The organism is Krasilnikovia sp. M28-CT-15 (genome assembly GCF_047159595.1).
Classification (GTDB): domain Bacteria; phylum Actinomycetota; class Actinomycetes; order Mycobacteriales; family Micromonosporaceae; genus Actinoplanes.
In genome coordinates this window covers 3,445,330-3,464,254 of sequence record NZ_BAAGAK010000001.1, presented here as the reverse complement: position 1 = coordinate 3,464,254, position 18,925 = coordinate 3,445,330, and the positions used below count along the sequence as shown (strand labels likewise).

General features: G+C 73.3%; 12 protein-coding genes. 8 read left to right on the top strand and 4 right to left on the bottom strand.

The window, feature by feature from the left end:
- The first annotated feature begins 11 nt into the window (after nucleotides 1-11).
- The gene (locus tag ACMCNO_RS16080; RefSeq protein WP_412750246.1) at nucleotides 12-1,073 is read left to right on the top strand and encodes a hypothetical protein; all 1,062 of its coding nucleotides are present in this window, start codon (nucleotides 12-14) and stop codon (nucleotides 1,071-1,073) included.
- A 70-nt stretch (nucleotides 1,074-1,143) separates the two neighbouring features.
- Complete coding sequence (locus tag ACMCNO_RS16075; RefSeq protein WP_412753716.1) at nucleotides 1,144-3,696, top strand: Hsp70 family protein; 2,553 nt, start codon at nucleotides 1,144-1,146, stop codon at nucleotides 3,694-3,696.
- Between the two features lie 6 nt (nucleotides 3,697-3,702).
- On the opposite strand, the gene ACMCNO_RS16070 is transcribed toward ACMCNO_RS16075, so the two are convergent.
- Both ACMCNO_RS16070 and ACMCNO_RS16065 read right to left on the bottom strand, forming a co-directional pair.
- A complete protein-coding gene (locus ACMCNO_RS16070; protein ID WP_412750245.1) occupies nucleotides 3,703-5,157 on the bottom strand; it encodes a dynamin family protein in 1,455 nt (484 codons plus the stop codon).
- Nucleotides 5,154-6,944 carry a dynamin family protein gene (locus ACMCNO_RS16065; protein WP_412750244.1) on the bottom strand — a complete coding sequence of 597 codons (1,791 nt, stop codon included), beginning with the start codon at nucleotides 6,942-6,944 and terminating at the stop codon, nucleotides 5,154-5,156. Before ACMCNO_RS16065 ends, ACMCNO_RS16070 begins: the two co-directional genes overlap by 4 nt.
- 210 nt (nucleotides 6,945-7,154) lie before the next feature.
- On the opposite strand from ACMCNO_RS16065, the gene ACMCNO_RS16060 reads away from it, so the two are divergent.
- Complete coding sequence (locus ACMCNO_RS16060; RefSeq protein ID WP_412750243.1) at nucleotides 7,155-8,813, top strand: acyl-CoA dehydrogenase family protein; 1,659 nt, start codon at nucleotides 7,155-7,157, stop codon at nucleotides 8,811-8,813.
- Nucleotides 8,814-8,877: 64 nt separating this feature from the next.
- Entirely contained in the window at nucleotides 8,878-11,109 is a 2,232-nt protein-coding gene (locus tag ACMCNO_RS16055; RefSeq protein ID WP_412750242.1) for a putative bifunctional diguanylate cyclase/phosphodiesterase, read from the top strand.
- A 48-nt stretch (nucleotides 11,110-11,157) separates the two neighbouring features.
- On the opposite strand, the gene ACMCNO_RS16050 is transcribed toward ACMCNO_RS16055, so the two are convergent.
- Both ACMCNO_RS16050 and ACMCNO_RS16045 read right to left on the bottom strand, forming a co-directional pair.
- Nucleotides 11,158-12,705, bottom strand: coding sequence for a M1 family metallopeptidase (locus ACMCNO_RS16050; RefSeq protein WP_412750241.1), 1,548 nt, complete (start codon nucleotides 12,703-12,705; stop codon nucleotides 11,158-11,160).
- A 117-nt stretch (nucleotides 12,706-12,822) separates the two neighbouring features.
- Complete coding sequence (locus ACMCNO_RS16045) at nucleotides 12,823-13,020, bottom strand: ferredoxin (RefSeq protein WP_412750240.1); 198 nt, start codon at nucleotides 13,018-13,020, stop codon at nucleotides 12,823-12,825.
- Nucleotides 13,021-13,295: 275 nt separating this feature from the next.
- Between ACMCNO_RS16045 and ACMCNO_RS16040 the strand changes: the two genes are divergently transcribed.
- From ACMCNO_RS16040 to ACMCNO_RS16025, 4 genes are all read left to right on the top strand, one after another.
- A complete protein-coding gene (locus ACMCNO_RS16040; protein WP_412750239.1) occupies nucleotides 13,296-14,639 on the top strand; it encodes a ferric reductase-like transmembrane domain-containing protein in 1,344 nt (447 codons plus the stop codon).
- 156 nt (nucleotides 14,640-14,795) lie between these two features.
- Nucleotides 14,796-16,343: a long-chain-fatty-acid--CoA ligase gene (locus ACMCNO_RS16035; protein ID WP_412750238.1), complete on the top strand. Its 1,548-nt coding sequence runs from the start codon at nucleotides 14,796-14,798 to the stop codon at nucleotides 16,341-16,343.
- A 285-nt stretch (nucleotides 16,344-16,628) separates the two neighbouring features.
- A complete protein-coding gene (locus tag ACMCNO_RS16030; protein ID WP_412750237.1) occupies nucleotides 16,629-17,966 on the top strand; it encodes a hypothetical protein in 1,338 nt (445 codons plus the stop codon).
- On the top strand, nucleotides 17,963-18,925 hold the full coding sequence (locus tag ACMCNO_RS16025; protein WP_412750236.1) for a glutamate ABC transporter substrate-binding protein: 963 nt from the start codon (nucleotides 17,963-17,965) through the stop codon (nucleotides 18,923-18,925). Before ACMCNO_RS16030 ends, ACMCNO_RS16025 begins: the two co-directional genes overlap by 4 nt.

Here is an 18,925-nt window from a genome sequence, read left to right as displayed (position 1 = left end):
GTGCGATGATCATGGACGTGGAGGTGACCCTGCCGGCGGAACCGGTGACCCTGGCTCCCGGGGTCGCCACGCGGGTGCCCGTGCAGCTGCGCAACGAGTACGGGCCCCAGGCCGACGTGCGGGTGTCGGTGACCCGGGGCCGTGCCGGTGCGTGGGCGCCGGCCGAACCGGTCACCGCGACCGTCGCGGCGGGTGCCACGGTGACCGTCGACATCGTCCTGCAACCGCCCGCCGACCAGCCGCCCAGCGGCACCCTGCTGCCGTTCACGGTGCAGGCCGCGATCGACGGCACCCCGGCCGGATACGCCACCGGGCTGCTCAGCGTGGCCCTGCCCGTACCGGTGGTCGGGGAACTGGTGGCGCGCACCGGCGAGCCGCACACGTTCGACCTGAGGCTGGCCAACGACAGCGACCGGCCCGCCGCGATCCGCCTCGAGGCGAAGCTGGACCCGCCCGCGGGCCAGGTCACCACCGAACCCGGCGCCGCGCTGCTGGAGCCCGGTGACGCCCTCACCGCGGTCGTGCGGGCCCGGCCCGCCCGGCCGCTGATGGGCGCGGCCCAGACGTACGCGGTGCTGTTGTCCGTCACCGACGCGCACGACCCGCAGCGCCCGCCGCTGTTCACCGCGACCGGCACCGGGCGCCGCCCGCCCCGGGTGTCGTCGCTGGCCGCGGGCATCGCCGCGCTGGTGCTGGCGGCCGCGGGCACCGCGGCGGTCGCGATCTCCGGGGTACGGCTGCCATTTCCCGGCCGGGCCCGCGTCGCCGCCACCACACCCGCCGCGCCGCCCCCGGTGACCCCCGTGGTGGTCGGGCGGCCGTTCGCGCTCGTCGACGTGTTCCCGCACCGCGGCGCCGACGGCGGACACGCGGCAGCCGAGGCGGAACGCGCCCGGCTCGCCGCCGCCGGCATGCCGGTACGGCTGGTCGACAGCCTCGCCTCCGACCAGCTGGCCGACGAGGGCGCCGGTTTCTGGGTGCTGCTGCAGGACGGCTTCGCGTCGCCCGCGGCCGCGGCCGCGTACTGCACCCAGTGGCGCAGCCTGGCCCCGAAATGCGCCGTCACCCCATGAGCCGCCTCACGAACCGCCCGCCGATCGGTGCCCGGGGCCGCGGCCGACCTCTAGGGTCTTGGGCGTGGTGATGCAGTACGGCTTGGGTGTCGACCTCGGCACCACTCAGACCGCGGCCGCGGTACGCGTCGACGGCCAGGTCGAGGTGCTGCGCCTGGGCGGGCGGCGCGCCGAGATCCCGTCGCTGGTGTTCGTGAAGCCCGACGGCGGGCTGCTCGTCGGCGACGCGGCGGAACGGCGCGGGCTGGCCGAGCCGGCCCGGCTGGCCCGCGAGTTCAAGCGCCGCATCGGCGACCCCGTGCCGATCCTGGTGGGCGGCGTGCCGTTCTCGGCGCACGCGCTGACCGCGAAGCTGCTGCGGCACGTGCTGGACACGGTCACCCAGCTGCAGGACTCGCCGCCCGCGGCGGTGACCGTGACCCATCCCGCGAACTGGGGGCCGTACAAGCGGGAGCAGCTCGACCAGGCGATCCGGCTGGCCGACGCGGGCCCGGTGCGGCTGCGTACCGAGCCGGAGGCGGCGGCGCTGCAGCACGCCACGGCCCGGCGGATCGCCCCCGGTGAGGCAGTCGCCGTGTACGACCTGGGCGGCGGCACGTTCGACGCGGCCGTGCTGCGCCGCGACGGCGACGACTTCGTGCTGCTCGGCGAGCCGGAGGGGGTCGAACAGCTCGGCGGGGCGGACTTCGACGAGGCGGTCTTCGGCCATGTGATCGAGGTGCTCGGCAGCAAGGCGGAGGGCCTGGACCCGAACGACCCCGAGGTGGTCACCGCGCTGGCCCGGCTGCGCCGCGACTGCGTGGAGGCCAAGGAGGCGCTGTCCTTCGACACCGAGGCGATGATCCCGGTCGCGCTGCCCGGCCTGCACACCCGGGTCCGGCTCAACCGCTCCGAACTCGAGGCGATGATCGCGCCTTCGCTCGAGGACACCGTCGGTGCCATGCAGCGGGCGCTGCGCTCGGCGCAACTCGCCCCGGCGGATCTCAGTGCGATCCTGCTGGCGGGCGGCTCGTCGCGCATCCCGCTGGTCGCCCAGCTGCTGTCCACCACGTTCGAGCGGCCGGTGGTGGCCGACCCGCACCCGGAGCACAGCATCGCACTGGGCGCGGCGCTCGCCACGGCCCCGACGACCGGCACAACGGGACGGTCCGCCGCCCGGCCGGTCACGCCGTCGACCCCACCGCCAGGCCAGCCCACCACCCCGGAGCCCACCACCCCGGACCGCGCGGCCACCGCAGGTCGTGCGGTCACCCCCGGCCCTGCGGTCACCCCCGGCCCTGCCGCCACTCCAGGCCCGCCGGTCACCCCCGGCCCTGCCGCCACTCCGGCCCCGCCGGTCACCCCCGGTCCGGCGGTCACGTCCGGAAACCGCGCCTCCGCTGAACCGCGGGCGAAAGCGGACCCCACCGTGGTCCTGCCCCCGGCCGGCGGTCTGCCGACCACCGGCGGCGCCGCGCCGGACACCGGGGCGGCCGCGGCCCGGGGCAATCTCTCCGCGCACCCCAGCGGGCCGACCGCCGCATGGTCCCGGGAGGCCGTACGGAACCCGTTCACCGCCGGCGCCGACCCGGAAGCGGTCAGCGTGTTCGCGCCCGTGCCGGGCGTGGGATCACCGCCCGGGCAGGGCGGGGCCACGGCGACCGGGCGCCGGTCCCGTCCATCGACGAAGCTGCTCATCATGGCCGGCGCGATCGTGGTGGCGTTGCTGGCGGCGGGCACCGCCACGGCGCTCGCCCTCACCCGCGACAAGGACCAGGGCTCCGACGCGGCCCCCCAGAACCCGTCGGCGCCACCGGCGCAGGCGTTCCCGACCGACGCCATGCTGGTCCGCGTGGACACCGGCGGCGACCAGCCACCCAGTCGCAAGTCCGGCGTCTACCAACTCATCCCCGGCACCGACACGCGGACGAAGGTCGTCGACACGGGCACGGATGTGCTGCCGGAGTGGTCGCACGACCGCAAGCGGATCGCCATCACCCGCAACCTCGCCGACACCAACGAGATCTGGGTGATGAACGCCGACGGCAGCAACCAGCAGAAGGTCATCGGGAACGTCACCGGCGGCCGCGCCTCGTGGTCGGCCGACGACAAGAAACTCGCGTTCATCCGCGTCGTCGACAAGGTGCCGCAGATGTTCGTCATCACCATCGGTGAGAGCAAGCCACGCCAGCTCACCCGCTCGTCGGCCGCCAAGGACGACCCGGCCTGGTCCCCCGCCGGCGACACCATCGCGTACTGGGTGGACGTCGACGGTGTGCGGCAGATCTACAAGCTGTCGGTCGCCGACCCGCAGGAGCCGGGAAAGGCGGTCACCTCCGGGGACGACGGCCCCGCGGTCGATCCGGCGTGGACAAACGACGGCACGATGATCGCGTACACCAAGCTGACCGGCCCGGGGCTGTCCGACATCTGGGCAGTCGACGCGGACGGCACGGACGCGCACCAGATCACGAACGACCCCGCGCGCGAGATGGACCCCACCTGGGCGCCGGACGGCACCTGGCTGGCGTTCACCCGCGGCGAGCTGAACCGGCCCCGGGTCACCGTCGTCAAGGCCGACGGGTCGCAGGAACAGACACTGACTCCCGCAGACGCCCGGGAAGGCCATCCCTGCTGGTCCTGAACCGGACTAGCGCTGAGCGGGCCGGCCCGGCGGGGCGGACGCGGCGAGGATGCCCTCGCAGCTGCGGGCCGCCGCTCGTGCCGCCGTGCGCAGCTCGCGCGCCGAGAACGGATGTTCCGCGACGGCCTGCCACCGGGCCAGGGCCGCCGTGGCCGCGGCCGTGACCCGCTCCGGCGGGGCGTCCGCGGGCAGGCCGAGCCGCTGGTACGGCGCGCTGCCCGCCCCGCCCAGCAGCAGGTCCATCTCGGCCAGCTGCTCCGCGGAACCCGGCAGCCGACCGGAGCGCAGCAGGTGCAGCAGGCGCAGCTCGACGAACTCGTGCGCGCTGGCCCGGATCCGCTCCGCCTCGGCGGCCAGGCCGTCGGCGTACCGGCCGGTGAGGCACTCGTCGAGCACGGCCAGCGCGGAGCGGGCCTTGAGCACCTCGCTGCGGCCCACGAACTGCGCCGCGAACACCTCCCGCAGCCGGTCGATGCCGCTGTGCCCGGTCAGGGCGCGGGCCAGGTCGGCGGAGTCGTGCACGGCCCCCTCGCGGATCAGCCGCACCGACAGCCGCACCCCGAACAGGCCCAGCCGGGCCAGCACCGCCGCGCGCGCGGACCCGGAACCGGCGAACCGGTCCGCGGTCAGCATCAGCTCCACGACCTCGTCCATCGGTTGCTCGGCGACCGCCGCGAGGATCCGGAACTCGTCCTCGCGCAGCGTGGCCCCGGCCGCGCCGAGCAGCCCCGCCACCGGCACCACGACCGGGCACAGCCGCCGCAGCCGCTCGTCGTGGGCGTACCGGTCGGCGACCCGGGCGGCGGCCGCCATCGCGTCCAGGCGGCAGCCGCCGATCTCGTCGGCGCGCGACAGCACCCCGACCGCGTTGACCGGGGTGCCATTGGACAGCCCGTCGCCGTGGAACGATTCGAGGAACCGTACGTCGCTGCCGTGCATGTGGCGCAGCAGGTAGATCACCGCGTCGGTCTGGGCGGCCCGTTCCCCCTCGGCTTCCAGGAACGCCATGGTGCGCAGCGACACGTCCGTCGACAGTGACGCGATGCCGGGGGTGTCGATGAGGGTGTGCCGGCGCAGCCGGGCGCTGGGCACCCGTACCTCGAGGTGGTCCACCTGGTCGGCGGGGCGGCCCAGGTCGATCCGGATCGCGCCGCTGACCCGCCGGAACGGGCGCTGCTCCGTGCTGCCGTCGGTCAGGTGGGCGGTCACCTCGTAGGTGCGCCCGTCGGCGTACCAGGTGACGATCCGGGTGCACTCGCCCGCGTCCGTCGGGGCCAGCTCCTCCCCGACCAGCGCGTTGAGCAGGGTCGACTTGCCGGCCTTGACCTTGCCGGCGATCGCGACGCGCAGCGGCTCGTCGACCCGGCGACGGGCGTCGGCGAGGCGGGCCCGGACACCCGGGTCGGGCAGTTCGGCCTGTGCGCGGTCGAGCAGCGTGCGTACCTGATCCAGCAGTGTCATGGGGCGTCCAGCCGGTCGAGGCGACGGCGCTGCTCGGCGAGGGTGGCGGCGCGGCGGGCCCGCTCGTCGTCGGGCAGGGCGGCGGTGCGGCGCACCGCCGCCGCGGTCGCCGCGGCGGAGCGCTCGATCACCTGGGCGCGGGCGGCGAACTCGTCGCGCAGGAAACGCTGGGTACGCCGCACCGCCTCGCGCGAGTCGCGTCCGACGTGGAACGTCACGTCGTCGACGTAGCGGCGCAGTTCCGCCTTGGCCTGCAGGCGCCGCTGCTGGGCCTGACGTTCCCGTTCGGCCTTCATCAGCCGCCGCCCCAGCGTCATCCCGGCCAGCAGTCCCAGCGGCGCGGCCAGCGCCACATTGAACAGCGCGCCGAGCGCGCCGAGCATGTAGAAGCCCCCGTACGTGACCCGGGCGGCGGTGAACGCGCCGAGGAACTGCGCCATCCCCGACTTCTGGAAGCTGACGTCGAGGTCGCCGACCTTGCGCAGCGCCAGTTCGGGCGCGGGCAGGTCGACGTCGAGGCTGTCGTACTCGATGTCGAAGCGCTCGGCGACGTCGCGGGCCAGTTCCTCGGTGCGCCCGACCAGCAGCATCAGGTTGTCCACCGCGGCGGCCGTGGCCTCCCGCGCCGCCCACGCCTGGAAGTCGCGCCAGGTGTCGCGGGGGTCGGTCTCATCGAGCAGCTCCTCGCCGCGGCGCACCATGAGCCGTAGCCGCTCGCGCAGGTCGTGGTCGACGTCGGCGGCCAGGTCCTGGATGCCGTCGCTGAGCACGGTCTGCCAGGTGCCGCCGCTGAGCCGCGCGCTGCGCCTGCTGCGCTCCGCGTAGCGTTGCTCCAGCTGGGGCGCGGCCCCCGCCGGGGCGGCCACGGCGACCTGTTCGGCGGCCACCCGTTCGCGCAGCTGGGCCACCACGAACGACAGCTCGGTGCGGGCGGTGGCCAGCGCGTTCGCGCGGGCGGCGCCGAGCACGTCGCGGCGCAGGATCTCCACCAGGCCGGGGAAGCCCGACTCCGTGTTGAGGGCGGTGCTGTCGCGGGCCTGGGCGCGCATGCGCAGGAAGGACGAGACCGCCACGATGGGTACGTCCAGCCCGGCGTGCCGCAGATGCCCCTCGTTGATCTCGACGATGCGGCGCCACTCGGAGTACAGGTCGGTCTTGGTGACGACGCAGATGACCTGGGGGCAGCGCTCCTTGACCCGGCGCAGGAAGTCCACCTCGGGGGCGGTGAGTTCCTGGGCGGCGTCCGTGACGAACAGGGCCGCGGCGGCCAGCGGCAGCGTGGACAGGGTGAGGTTGCCCTGCGCGGAGTCGAGGCCGCCGACGCCCGGGGTGTCGATGAAGGAGAGGCCCGCAGCGAGCAGCCGCCGGTCCAGGCGGACCTCGACGCTGCGGGGCGCCTGCGCGTCGGGCCCGTCGGCCGCGCTCTCGGTGACGTAGCGGCGCAGCTCGTCGAAGGGCACCGGCACCTCGGTGGGTGCGCCGTTCGGGCCGGGCAGGTGCAGGCTCACCGCGGGTGGGCGGCCGTAGCGCACCACGGTCGGCACGGCCGTGACGACGTCGGAGTCGACCGGGCAGATGTCGGTGCGCAGCAGCGCGTTGACCAGGGTGCTCTTGCCCTGCTTGAACTCGCCCACCACGGCCACGGTCACGTCGTCGGCGCGCAGCCGCCGCGCCGCCCGGGCGAGCCGCTCGGCGAGGTCGGGCCGGTCCGCCTCGGCGGCCAGCCGCTGGGCGTCGGAGAACTCGGCCAGCAGGTCGGCGACCGCCGCGCCGCGCCGCCCTGCCATGGGCGTCACCGTGGCCAACCGCTCCCCCACAATCCCCTCGACGCGGTCCTGTCCAGACCCTACGCGCCGCGGATGACGGCTGACCAGCAAGTGACCGAAGGGCGATCATCGCGTCCCGGCGGCCCGGCGACCGCCGCGGGGCGGTACGGTCACCCCGGCCGAGCGGTCGGGTCATGGTCGCGGCCGTTCGATCGGCCGTAGGTTGGGCCGATGACCACCACCACGCCGCCGGTGCCCGCCGTGACCGCGACCCACGAGGTGCTGAACCAGCCACCGCCGCTGGTGGATCACGACGTCGCCGCCGACCCCACGTTGCTGGCCGCCGTGGCCCGGGAGGGTGCCGGGTGGGCCGCCGAGGACCTGCACCGGCTGGGCCGGCTCGCGGGCGGGGAGCAGGCGCAGCGGTGGGCCGACGAGGCCAACCGGTACGAGCCGCGGCTGCTCACCCACGACCGGTACGGCCACCGCGTCGACGAGGTGGACTTCCACCCGTCCTGGCACCGGCTGTTGGACGTCGCGGTCGCCGAGGGCCTGGCCGGCGCCCCGTGGGCGGACCCCCGCCCGGGCGCCCACGTGGCCCGCGCCGCCGGCCTGTACGTGTGGAGCCAGGCCGAGGCGGGCCACTCCTGCCCGGTCTCCATGACGTACGCGGTGGTGCCCGCGCTGCGCAACGCGCCCGAGCTGGCCGCCGCGTACGAGCCGTTGCTGACCAGCCGCGTCTACGATCCGGGGCTGCGTACGCCGCTGGGCAAGCGGGGCCTGCTGGCGGGCATGGGCATGACGGAGAAGCAGGGCGGCTCGGACGTGCGGGCCAACACCACCACCGCCACGGCGGCCGGCGACGGCAGCTACCGGTTGCGCGGGCACAAGTGGTTCACCAGCGCGCCGATGTGCGACGTGTTCCTGGTGCTGGCGCAGGCGCCGGGCGGGCTGTCCTGTTTCCTGGTGCCGCGGGTGCTGCCGGACGGGACCCGCAACACGTTCCGCATCCAGCGGCTCAAGGACAAGCTGGGCAACCGCAGCAACGCCAGCAGCGAGCCGGAGTTCGACGACACGGTGGCGTGGCTGGTCGGCGACGAGGGCCACGGGGTCCGCACGATCATCGAGATGGTCGCGATGACCCGGCTGGACTGCGTGACCGGCTCGGCGTCCGGGATGCGCGCCGCGCTCGTGCAGGCGGTGCACCACGCGCGGCACCGCAGCGCGTTCGGCGCTCGGCTGGCGGACAAGCCGCTGATGCGCAACGTCCTGGCCGACCTGGCGGTGGAGTCGCAGGCGGCGACCGTGCTGGCGGTGCGGCTGGCCGGGGCCGTGGACCGCGCGGCCCGCGGCGACGCCGCCGAGCAGGCGTTTCGGCGGCTGGCCATCGCGGTCGGCAAGTACTGGGTGTGCAAGCGGCAGCCGGCGGTCGTCGGGGAGGCGCTGGAATGCCTGGGCGGAAACGGGTACGTGGAGGAGTCCGGTCTGCCGCGGCTCTACCGGGACGCCCCGCTGAACTCGATCTGGGAGGGCTCCGGCAACGTGCAGGCACTCGACGTGCTGCGGGCGTTGCACCGGGAGCCGGACAGCCTGGCCGCGTACTTCGCGGAGGTGGACGCCGCGGCCGGCGCCGACCGGCACCTCGACGCGGCGGCCGCGGGGCTGCGGGCCATGCTGGCCGGGCGGGAGGACCCGGAGGGTCAGGCCCGGCGGGTGGTGGAACGCATGGCGCTGGTGTTGCAGGGGTCGCTGCTGGTGCGGCACGGCCCCACTGCGGTGGCCGATGCATTCTGCCGAAGCCGGCTGGCCGGGGACGGTGGCCTGGCCTTCGGCACGCTGCCGCGCGGCATCGACACCGCAGCGCTGGTGGAGCAGGCCGTCCCGGTGTAGCGGGCGCGCGACACACTTCCTCAAGCGAGCCTCAACTGGGGGCTGGCCAGGCCGATGTCACGGTGTGCGATTCGGCAGCCTGTGGCGTTGGTGGCTGGCGGTGGGCGTACTGTCCATCGGCGGCTACTTCCTTTTGCCCGATCACAGCCTGCAACGCAGCATCGCGTACAACCTCACCGGCCTGATCTCCAGCGTGCTGATCCTGCTGGCGGTGCGGCTGCACCAGCCGGTGCGGCGCAACATCTGGCACTGGTTCGCCGCGGGACAGCTCATCTGGGTCGTCGGGGACGTGGTCTTCGACTTCTACCGGCTGGCGCTGGACGAGGAGCCGTACCCGTCGCTGGCGGACGTGTTCTACCTGTGCGCGTACCCGATGCTGATCTTCGGGTTGATCCTGCTGGTCCGCGGCGGCCAGCGGCTGGCCCGCCGGGACGTGGCCGGGCTGATCGACGCCGGGATCGTCGGCACCGGCCTGGGTCTGCTGTTCTGGGTCTTCGTCATGGAGCCGACCGCGGCGGGCACCTCCGCGTCGGTGCTGGAGCAGACGGTCAGCGACGCCTACCCAGCCATGGACGCGCTGATGCTGGCGCTGCTGGCCCGGCTGTTCCTCGGCGGCGCGAAGTCCACCATGAGCTCCCGGCTGCTCGGCGGCGCGGCGCTGGCCCTGCTGGGCGCGGACGTCGCCTTCTCGCTGATCTCGCTGCACACCGAGTACGACGTCGGCTTCATCGACGCGGGCTGGCTGCTGTCGTACGTGCTGTGGGCCGCCGCCGCGCTGCACCCGTCGATGCGCACCACCGGGCAGACCCCGGTCACCGGCACCACTCACGTGAACCGCCGCCGGCTCTGGCTGCTCGGCGCCTGTTCGCTCATCGCGCCGGCCATGCTGCTGGTGCCCTACGTGGCCGAGAACGGCCGGGACCGGATCGCCATCGCGCTGTCCGCCGGAATCCTGTTCCTGCTCGTCGTGCTGCGCATGTCCGGTTTCGTGGCCGAGGTGCAGCGCCAGTCCGACCAGCTGGAAGACCTGGCGATGCGCGACGACCTCACCGGGCTGGCCAACCGGCGCCGGTTCGAGGAGGCGCTGCGGGCGGAGTTCGCCACCGGATCGCCGCAGGTGGTCCTGTTCGACCTCGACGGCTTCAAGGACGTCAACGACCGGTTCGGCCACGCCGTCGGCGACGAGCTGCTGACGATCGTCGCGGGGCGGATCACCGCGGCACTGCGCCCCGACGCGATGGTGGCCCGGATGGGTGGCGACGAGTTCGCCGTGCTCATCCCGAACGCCTCGGACCGCGCGGGCAACGCCGTGGTGCGCCGCCTCGCCGCCACGTTCCACGCCCCGGTGCACGCGGGCCAGCACGATCTGCTGGTCGGTGCCAGCATCGGCATCGCGGGCGCGGAGGGTGCGGAAGCCCCGATGGAGGTGCTGCGCCGCGCCGACGTGGCCATGTACGAGGCGAAGGGCGCGGGCAAGCCGTTCCACCGGTACACCACGGAGCTGGACCAGCACTCCACCGAGCAGGCGCGGCTGGGCGCCGAGCTGCGGGCCGCGCTGGACGCCGGCCAGTTCCAGCTCGTCTACCAGCCGATCGTGGCCCTGCCGACGGGTTCCCTGGTGTCGGTCGAGGCGCTGGTGCGCTGGGTGCACCCCGAGCGTGGCTGGGTCTCGCCCGCCGACTTCATCCCGGTGGCCGAGCAGAACGGCCTGATCGTGGAGCTGGGCGCGTGGATCCTGCGCACCGCCTGCGCCCAGGCCGCGGACTGGCGGGCCCGGCTCGGGTCGCGCGCCCCCGCCCGGGTCAACGTCAACGTGTCGGCGCGCCAGCTGGCCGAGCCGGGCTTCGCCGACGTGGTGTCCGCCGCGCTGGTCGACAGCGGGCTGCCGCCGTCCTGCCTGGTGATCGAGGTGACCGAGACCGCGGTGTTCGAGGGCGGCCGGGCCCAGGAGACGCTGCACGAACTGCACGCGCTGGGGGTGCTGGTCGCGCTGGACGACTTCGGCACCGGCCACTCGTCGCTCGGCCTGCTGCAGACCGTCCCGGTGGACGTGCTGAAGGTCGACAAGTCGTTCGTCGACAACATCACCATGGCGGGGCGCCACGCGGTCATCGCGACGGCCTTGATCAACGTCAGCACCGGCCTGGGGCTGACCGCCGTGGCCGAGGGCGTCGAGACTGCCGAACAGGCCGCCGAGCTGCACCGCCTCGGCTACCGGCTGGCCCAGGGTTACCACTTCGGCAAGCCGGTGACCGAACCTGACTTCGGACCAGCCGAGATCACCGCCGCGGTCTGATCCGCACGCCGCCGGGCCGGTTCCGCGGCCCGGCGGCGCCCGGGTGGATCAGTGACCGGCCAGCAGGGCGTGGGACCGCTGGATCGCGGCCCAGGACCTGGGCTGGCGCGGCGCGGCGGCGCGCACCGAGGCCGCCGAGGTCGCCGGCGCGGTGGCCACGTCCGGCCGCGCCGGGGTGAACAGCCACGTCTGGAACAGCGCGTCGAGCTGCTTTCCGGAGATCCGCTCGGCCAGCGCCACGAACTCGTCCGTGGTGCCGTTGCCGTACCGGTGGGTGGTGGTCCACGTGCGCACGAGGTCGAAGAACGCGGCGTCGCCTACGGCCAGCCGCAACTGGTGCAGGGTCATGGCGCCCCGGTCGTACACGGCGCCGTCGAAGACGTCCGCGGCGCCCGGGTCACCCGGCTTGACCGTCCAGAACGGGCTGTCCGCCGCGTGCTGCGCGTACGTGTAGTCGAAGATCTCCTGTGCGGTCCCCTCCCCCTGGGCCTGCGACCAGAGCCACTCGGCGTAGGCGGCGAAGCCCTCGTTGAGCCAGATGTGCTTCCACTGGGCCACCGAGACGGAGTCACCGAACCACTGGTGGCCGAGCTCGTGAACGACCACGTACATGTTCGAGCCGCTGCGGAAGAACTTGCTCGAGTAGACCGGCCGGGTCTGGGTCTCCAGCGCGAAGGTGATCGCGCCGGGCGGCGCGACCACCCCGCCCTGCGCCTCGAACGGGTACGGCCCGAACAGCCCGCTCTCCCAGTCGATGACCTCGGCGGTGCGCTCGACGCTGGCGCGGGCGGCATCGGCGAAGTCCGGCGCCAGCAGCTGCGAGTACGCGGTGAGCACCGGCTGGCCGTTCGGGGCGGTGTCCGTGCGCAGGTCGTACTGGCCGATGGCGAGGAACGCCAGGTACGTGGCCATCGGCTTGACCGAGCGCCAGTTCCACCGGGTCCAGCCGAGGATCTCGGGCGACGGCGGGCGCGGCTGCACGCCGTTGCTGATCACCTCGGTCCCGTCGGGAACGGAGACGGAGACGTCGAACGTCGCCTTGTCCGCCGGGTGGTCGTTGGCGGGGAACCACCACCAGGACATCTCGGGCTCGCCGACGGCCAGGGCGCCGTCGGGGGTCTTCGTCCACGCGGTGAACCCGGCGGCCCGCTTGCTGGAGGGCACCCCGGAGTACTGCACCACGACGGTCATCGGCTGACCGGCGGCGATGCTGCGCGGCGGGGTGACGACGAGCTCGTGGTCACCGGCCCGGGTGGCGGTGGCGACCCGGTTGTTCACCCGCACGCTCGTGACGTCGAGGACGAAGTCCAGGTCGAAGCTGCTCAGGTCCTGGGTGGCGGTGGCCAGGATGGTGGTGGTGCCGGTCAGGGTGTCCGTGTCCGGTTGGTAGCGCAGCCGGATGTCGTAGTGCGAGACGTCGTACCCGGAGTTGCCGTAGTCCGGGAAGTATTCGTCGCCCAGGCCGGATGCTCCCGGGGCGGGGGCGGGGGCGGGGGCGGGGGCGAGGGCGGGGGCGGCCAGGGCGGGCAGGGCGGGCAGGGCGGTCCCCGCGAGGGTGGCGGCTGTGGCGATCAGGGCCACGAGCGCTCGTCGCACGGTGCCAGGTCCTTCCGTCGGCGGACCGGATCGCGGTCCGGCAGGGTCGAACAGGTCACCGCCGAACCTATCGGAGTTCATCGATCAGTGCCGCCCTATTGCGGCACCCGCGCGCGGTCAGTCGTCGGTCACCGAGATCACCGCGGCGGGGCAGCGCAACACCGCTTCCCGGACGGCCTCGTGCTGCTCCGCCGGCGGCGCCGGGTCGCGCAGCACCACGATCGCCTCATCCGGATCCTGGTCGAAGACGGCGGGAGCGGTCAGCGCACACATCCCCGACCCGATACAGAGACTGATGTCCACGGCGACCTTCATCGGACCCTCCACACAGTACGAACAGAAGGTGACCGGACCAACACTGCCCGCCGGTTCGACATCGGTCAATGCCGCATACGGAGGGCCCGGCGACGGACGCCCGAGATGATCACCACCACATCCAGCCGCCCGGCAAATCCGACTGTCCCCACGACGAGGGACGGAAACCCTACATATCTGCCCGGCGACTCCCCGCTGCTCCTAGCCTGTGTGTCGAACCGCCAGGCCACCGGTGGTGTACACACTGGGGACGACCACGAGCGCCGGAGTCAGACATGACGGTCACCCGCCACCCCGCCCGCACCTCCTCACTGCCCGCAGCCACGCTGGCCCGTACGGTCCTGTGGGCCGCCCTCGCGGTCAACGTGCTGATCGTGTGGGTGATGTTCATCGCCGCCCCGCCGTCCAAGAACGGCGTGCTGGCCGCGGGCAAGTTCGTCGGCCTGCACGCCGCCGTGCTGATCTTCCTGCAGCTGATCCTCGTGGCCCGGGTGCCGTGGCTGGACCGGCGCATCGGCATGGACCGGCTGACCTCCTGGCACCGCTGGGTCGGCTTCACGCTGTTCTGGGCGCTGGTCACCCACGCCATGCTGATCGTGGCGGGCTTCTCCGTCCTCGACAAGGTCTCACCGTTCAAGACGTTCGGCGCGCTCGCCGGGGTGCCCGCGTCGCTGATCGGGATGCTGGCCCTGTTCTGCATCGTCGTCGCGGTCGCCGCGTCGATCCGGGCCGCCCGGCGCCGTATGCAGTACGAGACCTGGCACGCCATCCACCTCGTGCTGTACCTCGCGCTCGCGCTCGCGCTGACGCACCAGTTCCTGGAGGGCACCACGTTCCGCACCTCGGCGCTCACGACCGCGTACTGGTGGGCGCTGTGGTTGTTCGCGGTCGGGGCCTTCCTCACCGGCCGGGTGATCATGCCGCTGTGGCGCAACAGCCGTCACCAGCTGCGGGTCGCCGCGGTCGTGCCCGAGTCGGACAACACCGTCTCGGTGCACGTGACCGGCCGCCGTCTCGATGAACTGCCCGCCCTGGCCGGGCAGTTCATGATCTGGCGCTTCCCCGGTTTCCGCTCGTGGTGGCAGGTCAACCCGTTCTCGCTGTCCGCCGCGCCGGACGGCCGCTCGCTGCGGCTGACCGCCAAGGCGGTCGGCACCGGCAGTGCCGGGCTGCGCGACGTGCCGGTCGGCACCCGGGTCTTCGCCGAGGGCCCGTACGGCGCGTTCACCGCGCTGCAGCGCACCCGCGAGACCACCCTGCTCATCGCGGGCGGCATCGGCGTCACCCCGATCCGCGCGCTGCTCGACGATCCCACGCTGACCGGCGACATCGTGGTGCTGTACCGGGTGCACACCGAGGCCGACGCGGTGCTGCTGTCCGAGATGCGGGCGATCGCCGCCACCCGGGGCGCACAGCTGCACCTGCTCACCGGCCGCACCGGGCCGGGCAACCAGCCGCTGAGCCCGGACGGGCTGCGCGCCCTGGTCCCCGACATCACCGACCGCGACGTGTACGTGTGCGGTCCCAACGCCATGACCGAGGCGGTGCTGGCCAGCCTGCGCACCCTCGGCGTCCCCCGCCGCCAGGTGCACGCGGAGCGGTTCGCCCTGGCCAGCTGAGTCGTTTCGCCGGCCGCCGGGAGGCGGGCGGCCGGCGAAACTTTCCTCGCGCGAAGACCTTGGGAAACTTGCCGCGCGCGAAGGTTTCGCCGGCGGGTACGCCGTGCTGGGATGGGACCGTCGTCACACCCCCGGACACCGCAAGGAGACCGCCGCATGCTCAATCTCTCCGTCCTGCTGGAGGACAGCGCCCGCCACTACCCCGACCGGGCCGCGGTGGTGCTGGGCCCGCAGCGCCTGACGTACGCACAGGTCGACGCGGCGGCCAACCAGGTGGCGAATCTGCTGGTGGCGCGCGGCATCCGCCCGGGTGACAAGGTGGCTCTGTCCTGCCCGAACCTGCCGTACTTCCCGGTCATCTACTACGGGATCCTCAAGGCGGGCGCCGTGGTGGTGCCGCTGAACGTGCTGCTCAAGGCCCGGGAGATCGCGTACCACCTGACCGACAGCGAGGCCAGGGCGTACTTCTGCTTCGAGGGCACGGCCGAGCTGCCGCTGGGCGCCGAAGGTCACGCCGGGTTCGGCCAGGTACCGGGCTGCGAGCAGTTCTTCCTGATCACCGCGGATCCGACGGCCGCGTCGCCGATCGAGGGCGCCGAGACGCTGGGGTCCGCGGTCACCGGGCAGTCGTCGACCTTCGAGACCGTGCTGGCCCCCGAGACCGATCCGGCGGTCATCCTGTACACCAGCGGCACCACGGGTCAGGCCAAGGGCGCCGAGCTGTCGCACTCGAACCTGTTGTTCAACGCGCTCACCTCCAACCGGCTGTTCCAGAGCAAGCCGGGCACGGACACTCACCTGCTGGTGCTGCCGCTGTTCCACTCGTTCGGCTCGTCGGTGCAGATGAACGCCGGCTTCTCCGTCGCGGCGACCCTGGTGCTGCTGCCGCGCTTCGATGCGGCCGCCGCGGTCAAGATCTTCGAGCAGGAGGAGATCACCTACTTCGCCGGTGTGCCCACGATGTACTGGGGGCTGCTCAACGCGCTCACCGACGACGTGGACGTCGAGCGGATCGCCCGCAACCTGCGGGTCGCCGTCTCCGGTGGCTCCAGCCTCCCGGTCGAGATCATCAAGCAGGTCAAGGAACGGCTCGGGGTGCAGATCCTGGAGGGGTACGGGCTGTCCGAGACCTCGCCGGTGGCGACGTTCTCCGACCCCGACCGGGAGCCGCGCCCGGGCTCGATCGGGATCCCGATCTGGGGCGTCGAGGTCAAGCTCATCGACGAGAGCTGGAACACCATCGAGGGCGCCGACGAGATCGGCGAGATCGCCATCCGCGGCCACAACATCATGCGCGGCTACTACAACCGGCCCGAGGCCACCGCCGAGGTGATGAACAACGGCTGGTTCCGTACGGGTGACCTGGCCCGCCGCGACAAGGACGGCTTCTACTACATCGTCGACCGCGCCAAGGACATGATCATCCGGGGTGGGTTCAACGTGTACCCGCGGGAGATCGAAGAGGTTCTCATGACCCATGAGGCCGTCTCGCTGGCCGCGGTCATCGGCGTCCCGCACCCGCAGCACGGCGAGGAGGTCAAGGCGTACGTGATCCGCACCGCGAACGCCGCGATCACCGAGGCGGAACTCGTGGCGTGGGGCAAGGAGCAGATGGCGGCGTACAAATACCCGCGCATCGTCACTTTCGTGGACGCACTGCCCATGACGGCCACGGGCAAGCTGCTCAAGCGCCAACTGAGCTGACCGGGCGGGCCGCGCGAGCGCGGCTGAGCTTGACCGGGCGGGCCGCGCGAGCGCGGCTGAGCTTGACCGGGCGGGCCGCGCGAGCGCGGCTGAGCTTGACCGGCCAGGGTTCACACCCATGGGCGACGCGCGCCCGGCGGGACCATCCCGCCGGGCGCGCGTCGGTGTCCGTAGACTCGGCGCCCGCCCCGGATTCGGTCGGCCGCCGCGAAGATCATCTGTTGCGGCGGTGCCGCACAGTGTCAGGGTGACGGGTCGTACACGATCGGCATCGACGGAGGAAGCTTGCCCACCGCCCAGCTCGACCGGCCGAGGGCCACGCCGGACGTCGCGCCGCCCACCGGTAGCCGCGCCGCCCGGCTGCTGCACCGGGTCGGCGCCCTGCGCCACACCTCCCCCGGCCGCCTGCAACTGATCCTCGCCGCACTGCTCACCCTCGGCCTGCTCACCGGGCTGGTCAGCGGGCTGGCCGCGCGCGCCGCGACGACCGGCACCGCCGACCTGGGCGGCCGGGCCCAGCCGCTGCTCATCGAGGCCGAGACGATCTACTCCGCGCTGGCCGACGCGGACACCACGGCCGCACAGGCGTTCCTCGCGGGCGGGCTGGAGCCCACCGCGCTGACCGCCCGCTACGACGACGACCTGCGCCGCGCCACGGACGCACTGGCCTCGGCGGCCCGGCGGACACCCGCGAGCGGCGCCGGCGCCGACGCCGTGCACGAGCTGGCCACCGGTGTCGCCCGGTACGCCGCCCTGGTCGCCACGGCCCGCGCCAACAACCGCCAGGGACTGCCGGTGGGCGCGGCATACCTGTCGGCCGCCTCCACCCTCAACCGCGACACCCTGCTGCCGCAGGCGCAGACGCTGTTCCGCACCGCCCAGGACGAGGTCGACGCCGGGTACGCCGACGCCCGCAGCTCCGTCTGGGAGACCCTGCTGGTGCTGTTGCTGGCCGCGCTGTTGCTGGCGCTGGTGCTGGCCCAGCGCTACCTGAGTCGCACCACCCACCGGACCTTCAACCTGCCGCTGGTCGCCGCGACCGTGGTCACCGCCGTGCTGGCGCTCGGTGCGGGCGGGCTGCTGGCCCACCAGCGGGCACGCCTGCACAACGCGGACACCGACGGGTCGGCCCCGGTCGCCCGGCTCGCCGAAGCCCGCATCCTCGCGCTGCGCGAACGCGGCGACGAGGCGCTGACCCTGGTGGCACGCAGCGGCCGGGGCGCCTACGAGGACGACTTCGACACGGTCGACCGGAAGGTGCACAACCTGCTCGGCGAGATCGCCGTCGACCTTCCCGACCCGGCCGCCTCGGCGGTCGGCGACGCCAGCCGGCGGCTGACCGACTACGCCGAGGCGCACGCCAAGGTGCGGGCGCTGGACGACAACGGCGACTACGACGCCGCGGTCGACCTGGCGATCGGCGACGCGACGACCGACACGTTCGGCGCGGCCACCGGCGCGATCGGTGCCGCGATGGAGGACCGCAAGGCCGCGTTCACGGACGAGATCGATACGGCCGGGCGCGGCCTGGGCGCGCTCACCGTGCTCGGGCCCATGCTCGCCCTGCTCGGCTGCGCCCTGGCCGCCGTCGGCATCCGCGCCCGATTGGAGGAGTACCGGTGACCCGCCCGACCCGAGCCCGCGCCGCGCTCGCCGCGGCAATCCTGTGTACCGCGGCGGCCCTCGCGGGGTGCACCGCGGACCCCCGCCCCCCGGCCGCAACCCAGGCGCGGGCCACCACCGCACCGGCCGCCCACGCTCCCGTGGACACCTCCTGCCAGCCCCGGCGCAGCCTGCGGCCCAGTGGTGCCCTGCCGCAGCCGGGCAAGATGCCGACCGGCAGCTACATGGCGCAGATCCAGAAGCAGGGCCGGCTGGTGCTCGGCACCAGCCAGGACACCCTGCTGTTCAGCTCACGCAACCCGTTCACCGGCACGGTCGAGGGGTTCGACGTGGACATGGGCCGCCAGATCGCCGAGGCGATCTTCGGGGACCCGAGCAAGCTGAAGATCAAGGTCATCGCGAACGACAAGCGGGTGCCCTACGCCGCCGACGGCACGGTCGACCTGGTCGCCTACACGATGACGATGAACTGCGCGCGGTGGAAGCAGGTGAACTTCTCCACGGTCTACTACGACGCCGGGCAGAAGGTCCTGGTCTCCTCGTCGTCGCCGGCCAAGGGCATCGCCGACCTCGGCGGCAAGCGGGTCTGCGCGCCCAACGGCTCGACGTCGCTGGACAACATCGCCAAGAACCCCGCCCGGCCGATCCCCGTGGGACGGGCCGGCTTCGGCGACTGCCTGGTCGCCTTCCAGCAGAACGAGGTCGACGCGATCAGCACGGACGACACGATCCTCGCCGGGCTGGCCGCCCAGGACCCGTACGCGAAGGTGGTCGGCGACCGGTTCACCGACGAGCCGTACGGGCTGGCCATGTCGAACAAGCACCCCGAGTTCACCCGGTTCGTCAACGCCGTGCTGGAACGCAACCGCGCCGACGGCACCTGGAAGCGCACGTACGACCGGTGGCTCGGCCGGTTCGGCCCGGCCCCGCAGCCGCCAAGCCCCGAGTACCGGGACTGA

Coding starts and splice junctions, on each gene's coding strand:
- ACMCNO_RS16080 (WP_412750246.1), top strand. CDS start 12: ATGGACGTGGAGGTGACCCTGCCGGCGGAACCGGTGACCCTGGCTCCC.
- ACMCNO_RS16065 (WP_412750244.1), bottom strand. CDS start 6,944: ATGGCAGGGCGGCGCGGCGCGGCGGTCGCCGACCTGCTGGCCGAGTTC.
- ACMCNO_RS16070 (WP_412750245.1), bottom strand. CDS start 5,157: ATGACACTGCTGGATCAGGTACGCACGCTGCTCGACCGCGCACAGGCC.
- ACMCNO_RS16035 (WP_412750238.1), top strand. CDS start 14,796: ATGCTCAATCTCTCCGTCCTGCTGGAGGACAGCGCCCGCCACTACCCC.
- ACMCNO_RS16075 (WP_412753716.1), top strand. CDS start 1,144: ATGCAGTACGGCTTGGGTGTCGACCTCGGCACCACTCAGACCGCGGCC.
- ACMCNO_RS16060 (WP_412750243.1), top strand. CDS start 7,155: ATGACCACCACCACGCCGCCGGTGCCCGCCGTGACCGCGACCCACGAG.
- ACMCNO_RS16045 (WP_412750240.1), bottom strand. CDS start 13,020: ATGAAGGTCGCCGTGGACATCAGTCTCTGTATCGGGTCGGGGATGTGT.
- ACMCNO_RS16040 (WP_412750239.1), top strand. CDS start 13,296: ATGACGGTCACCCGCCACCCCGCCCGCACCTCCTCACTGCCCGCAGCC.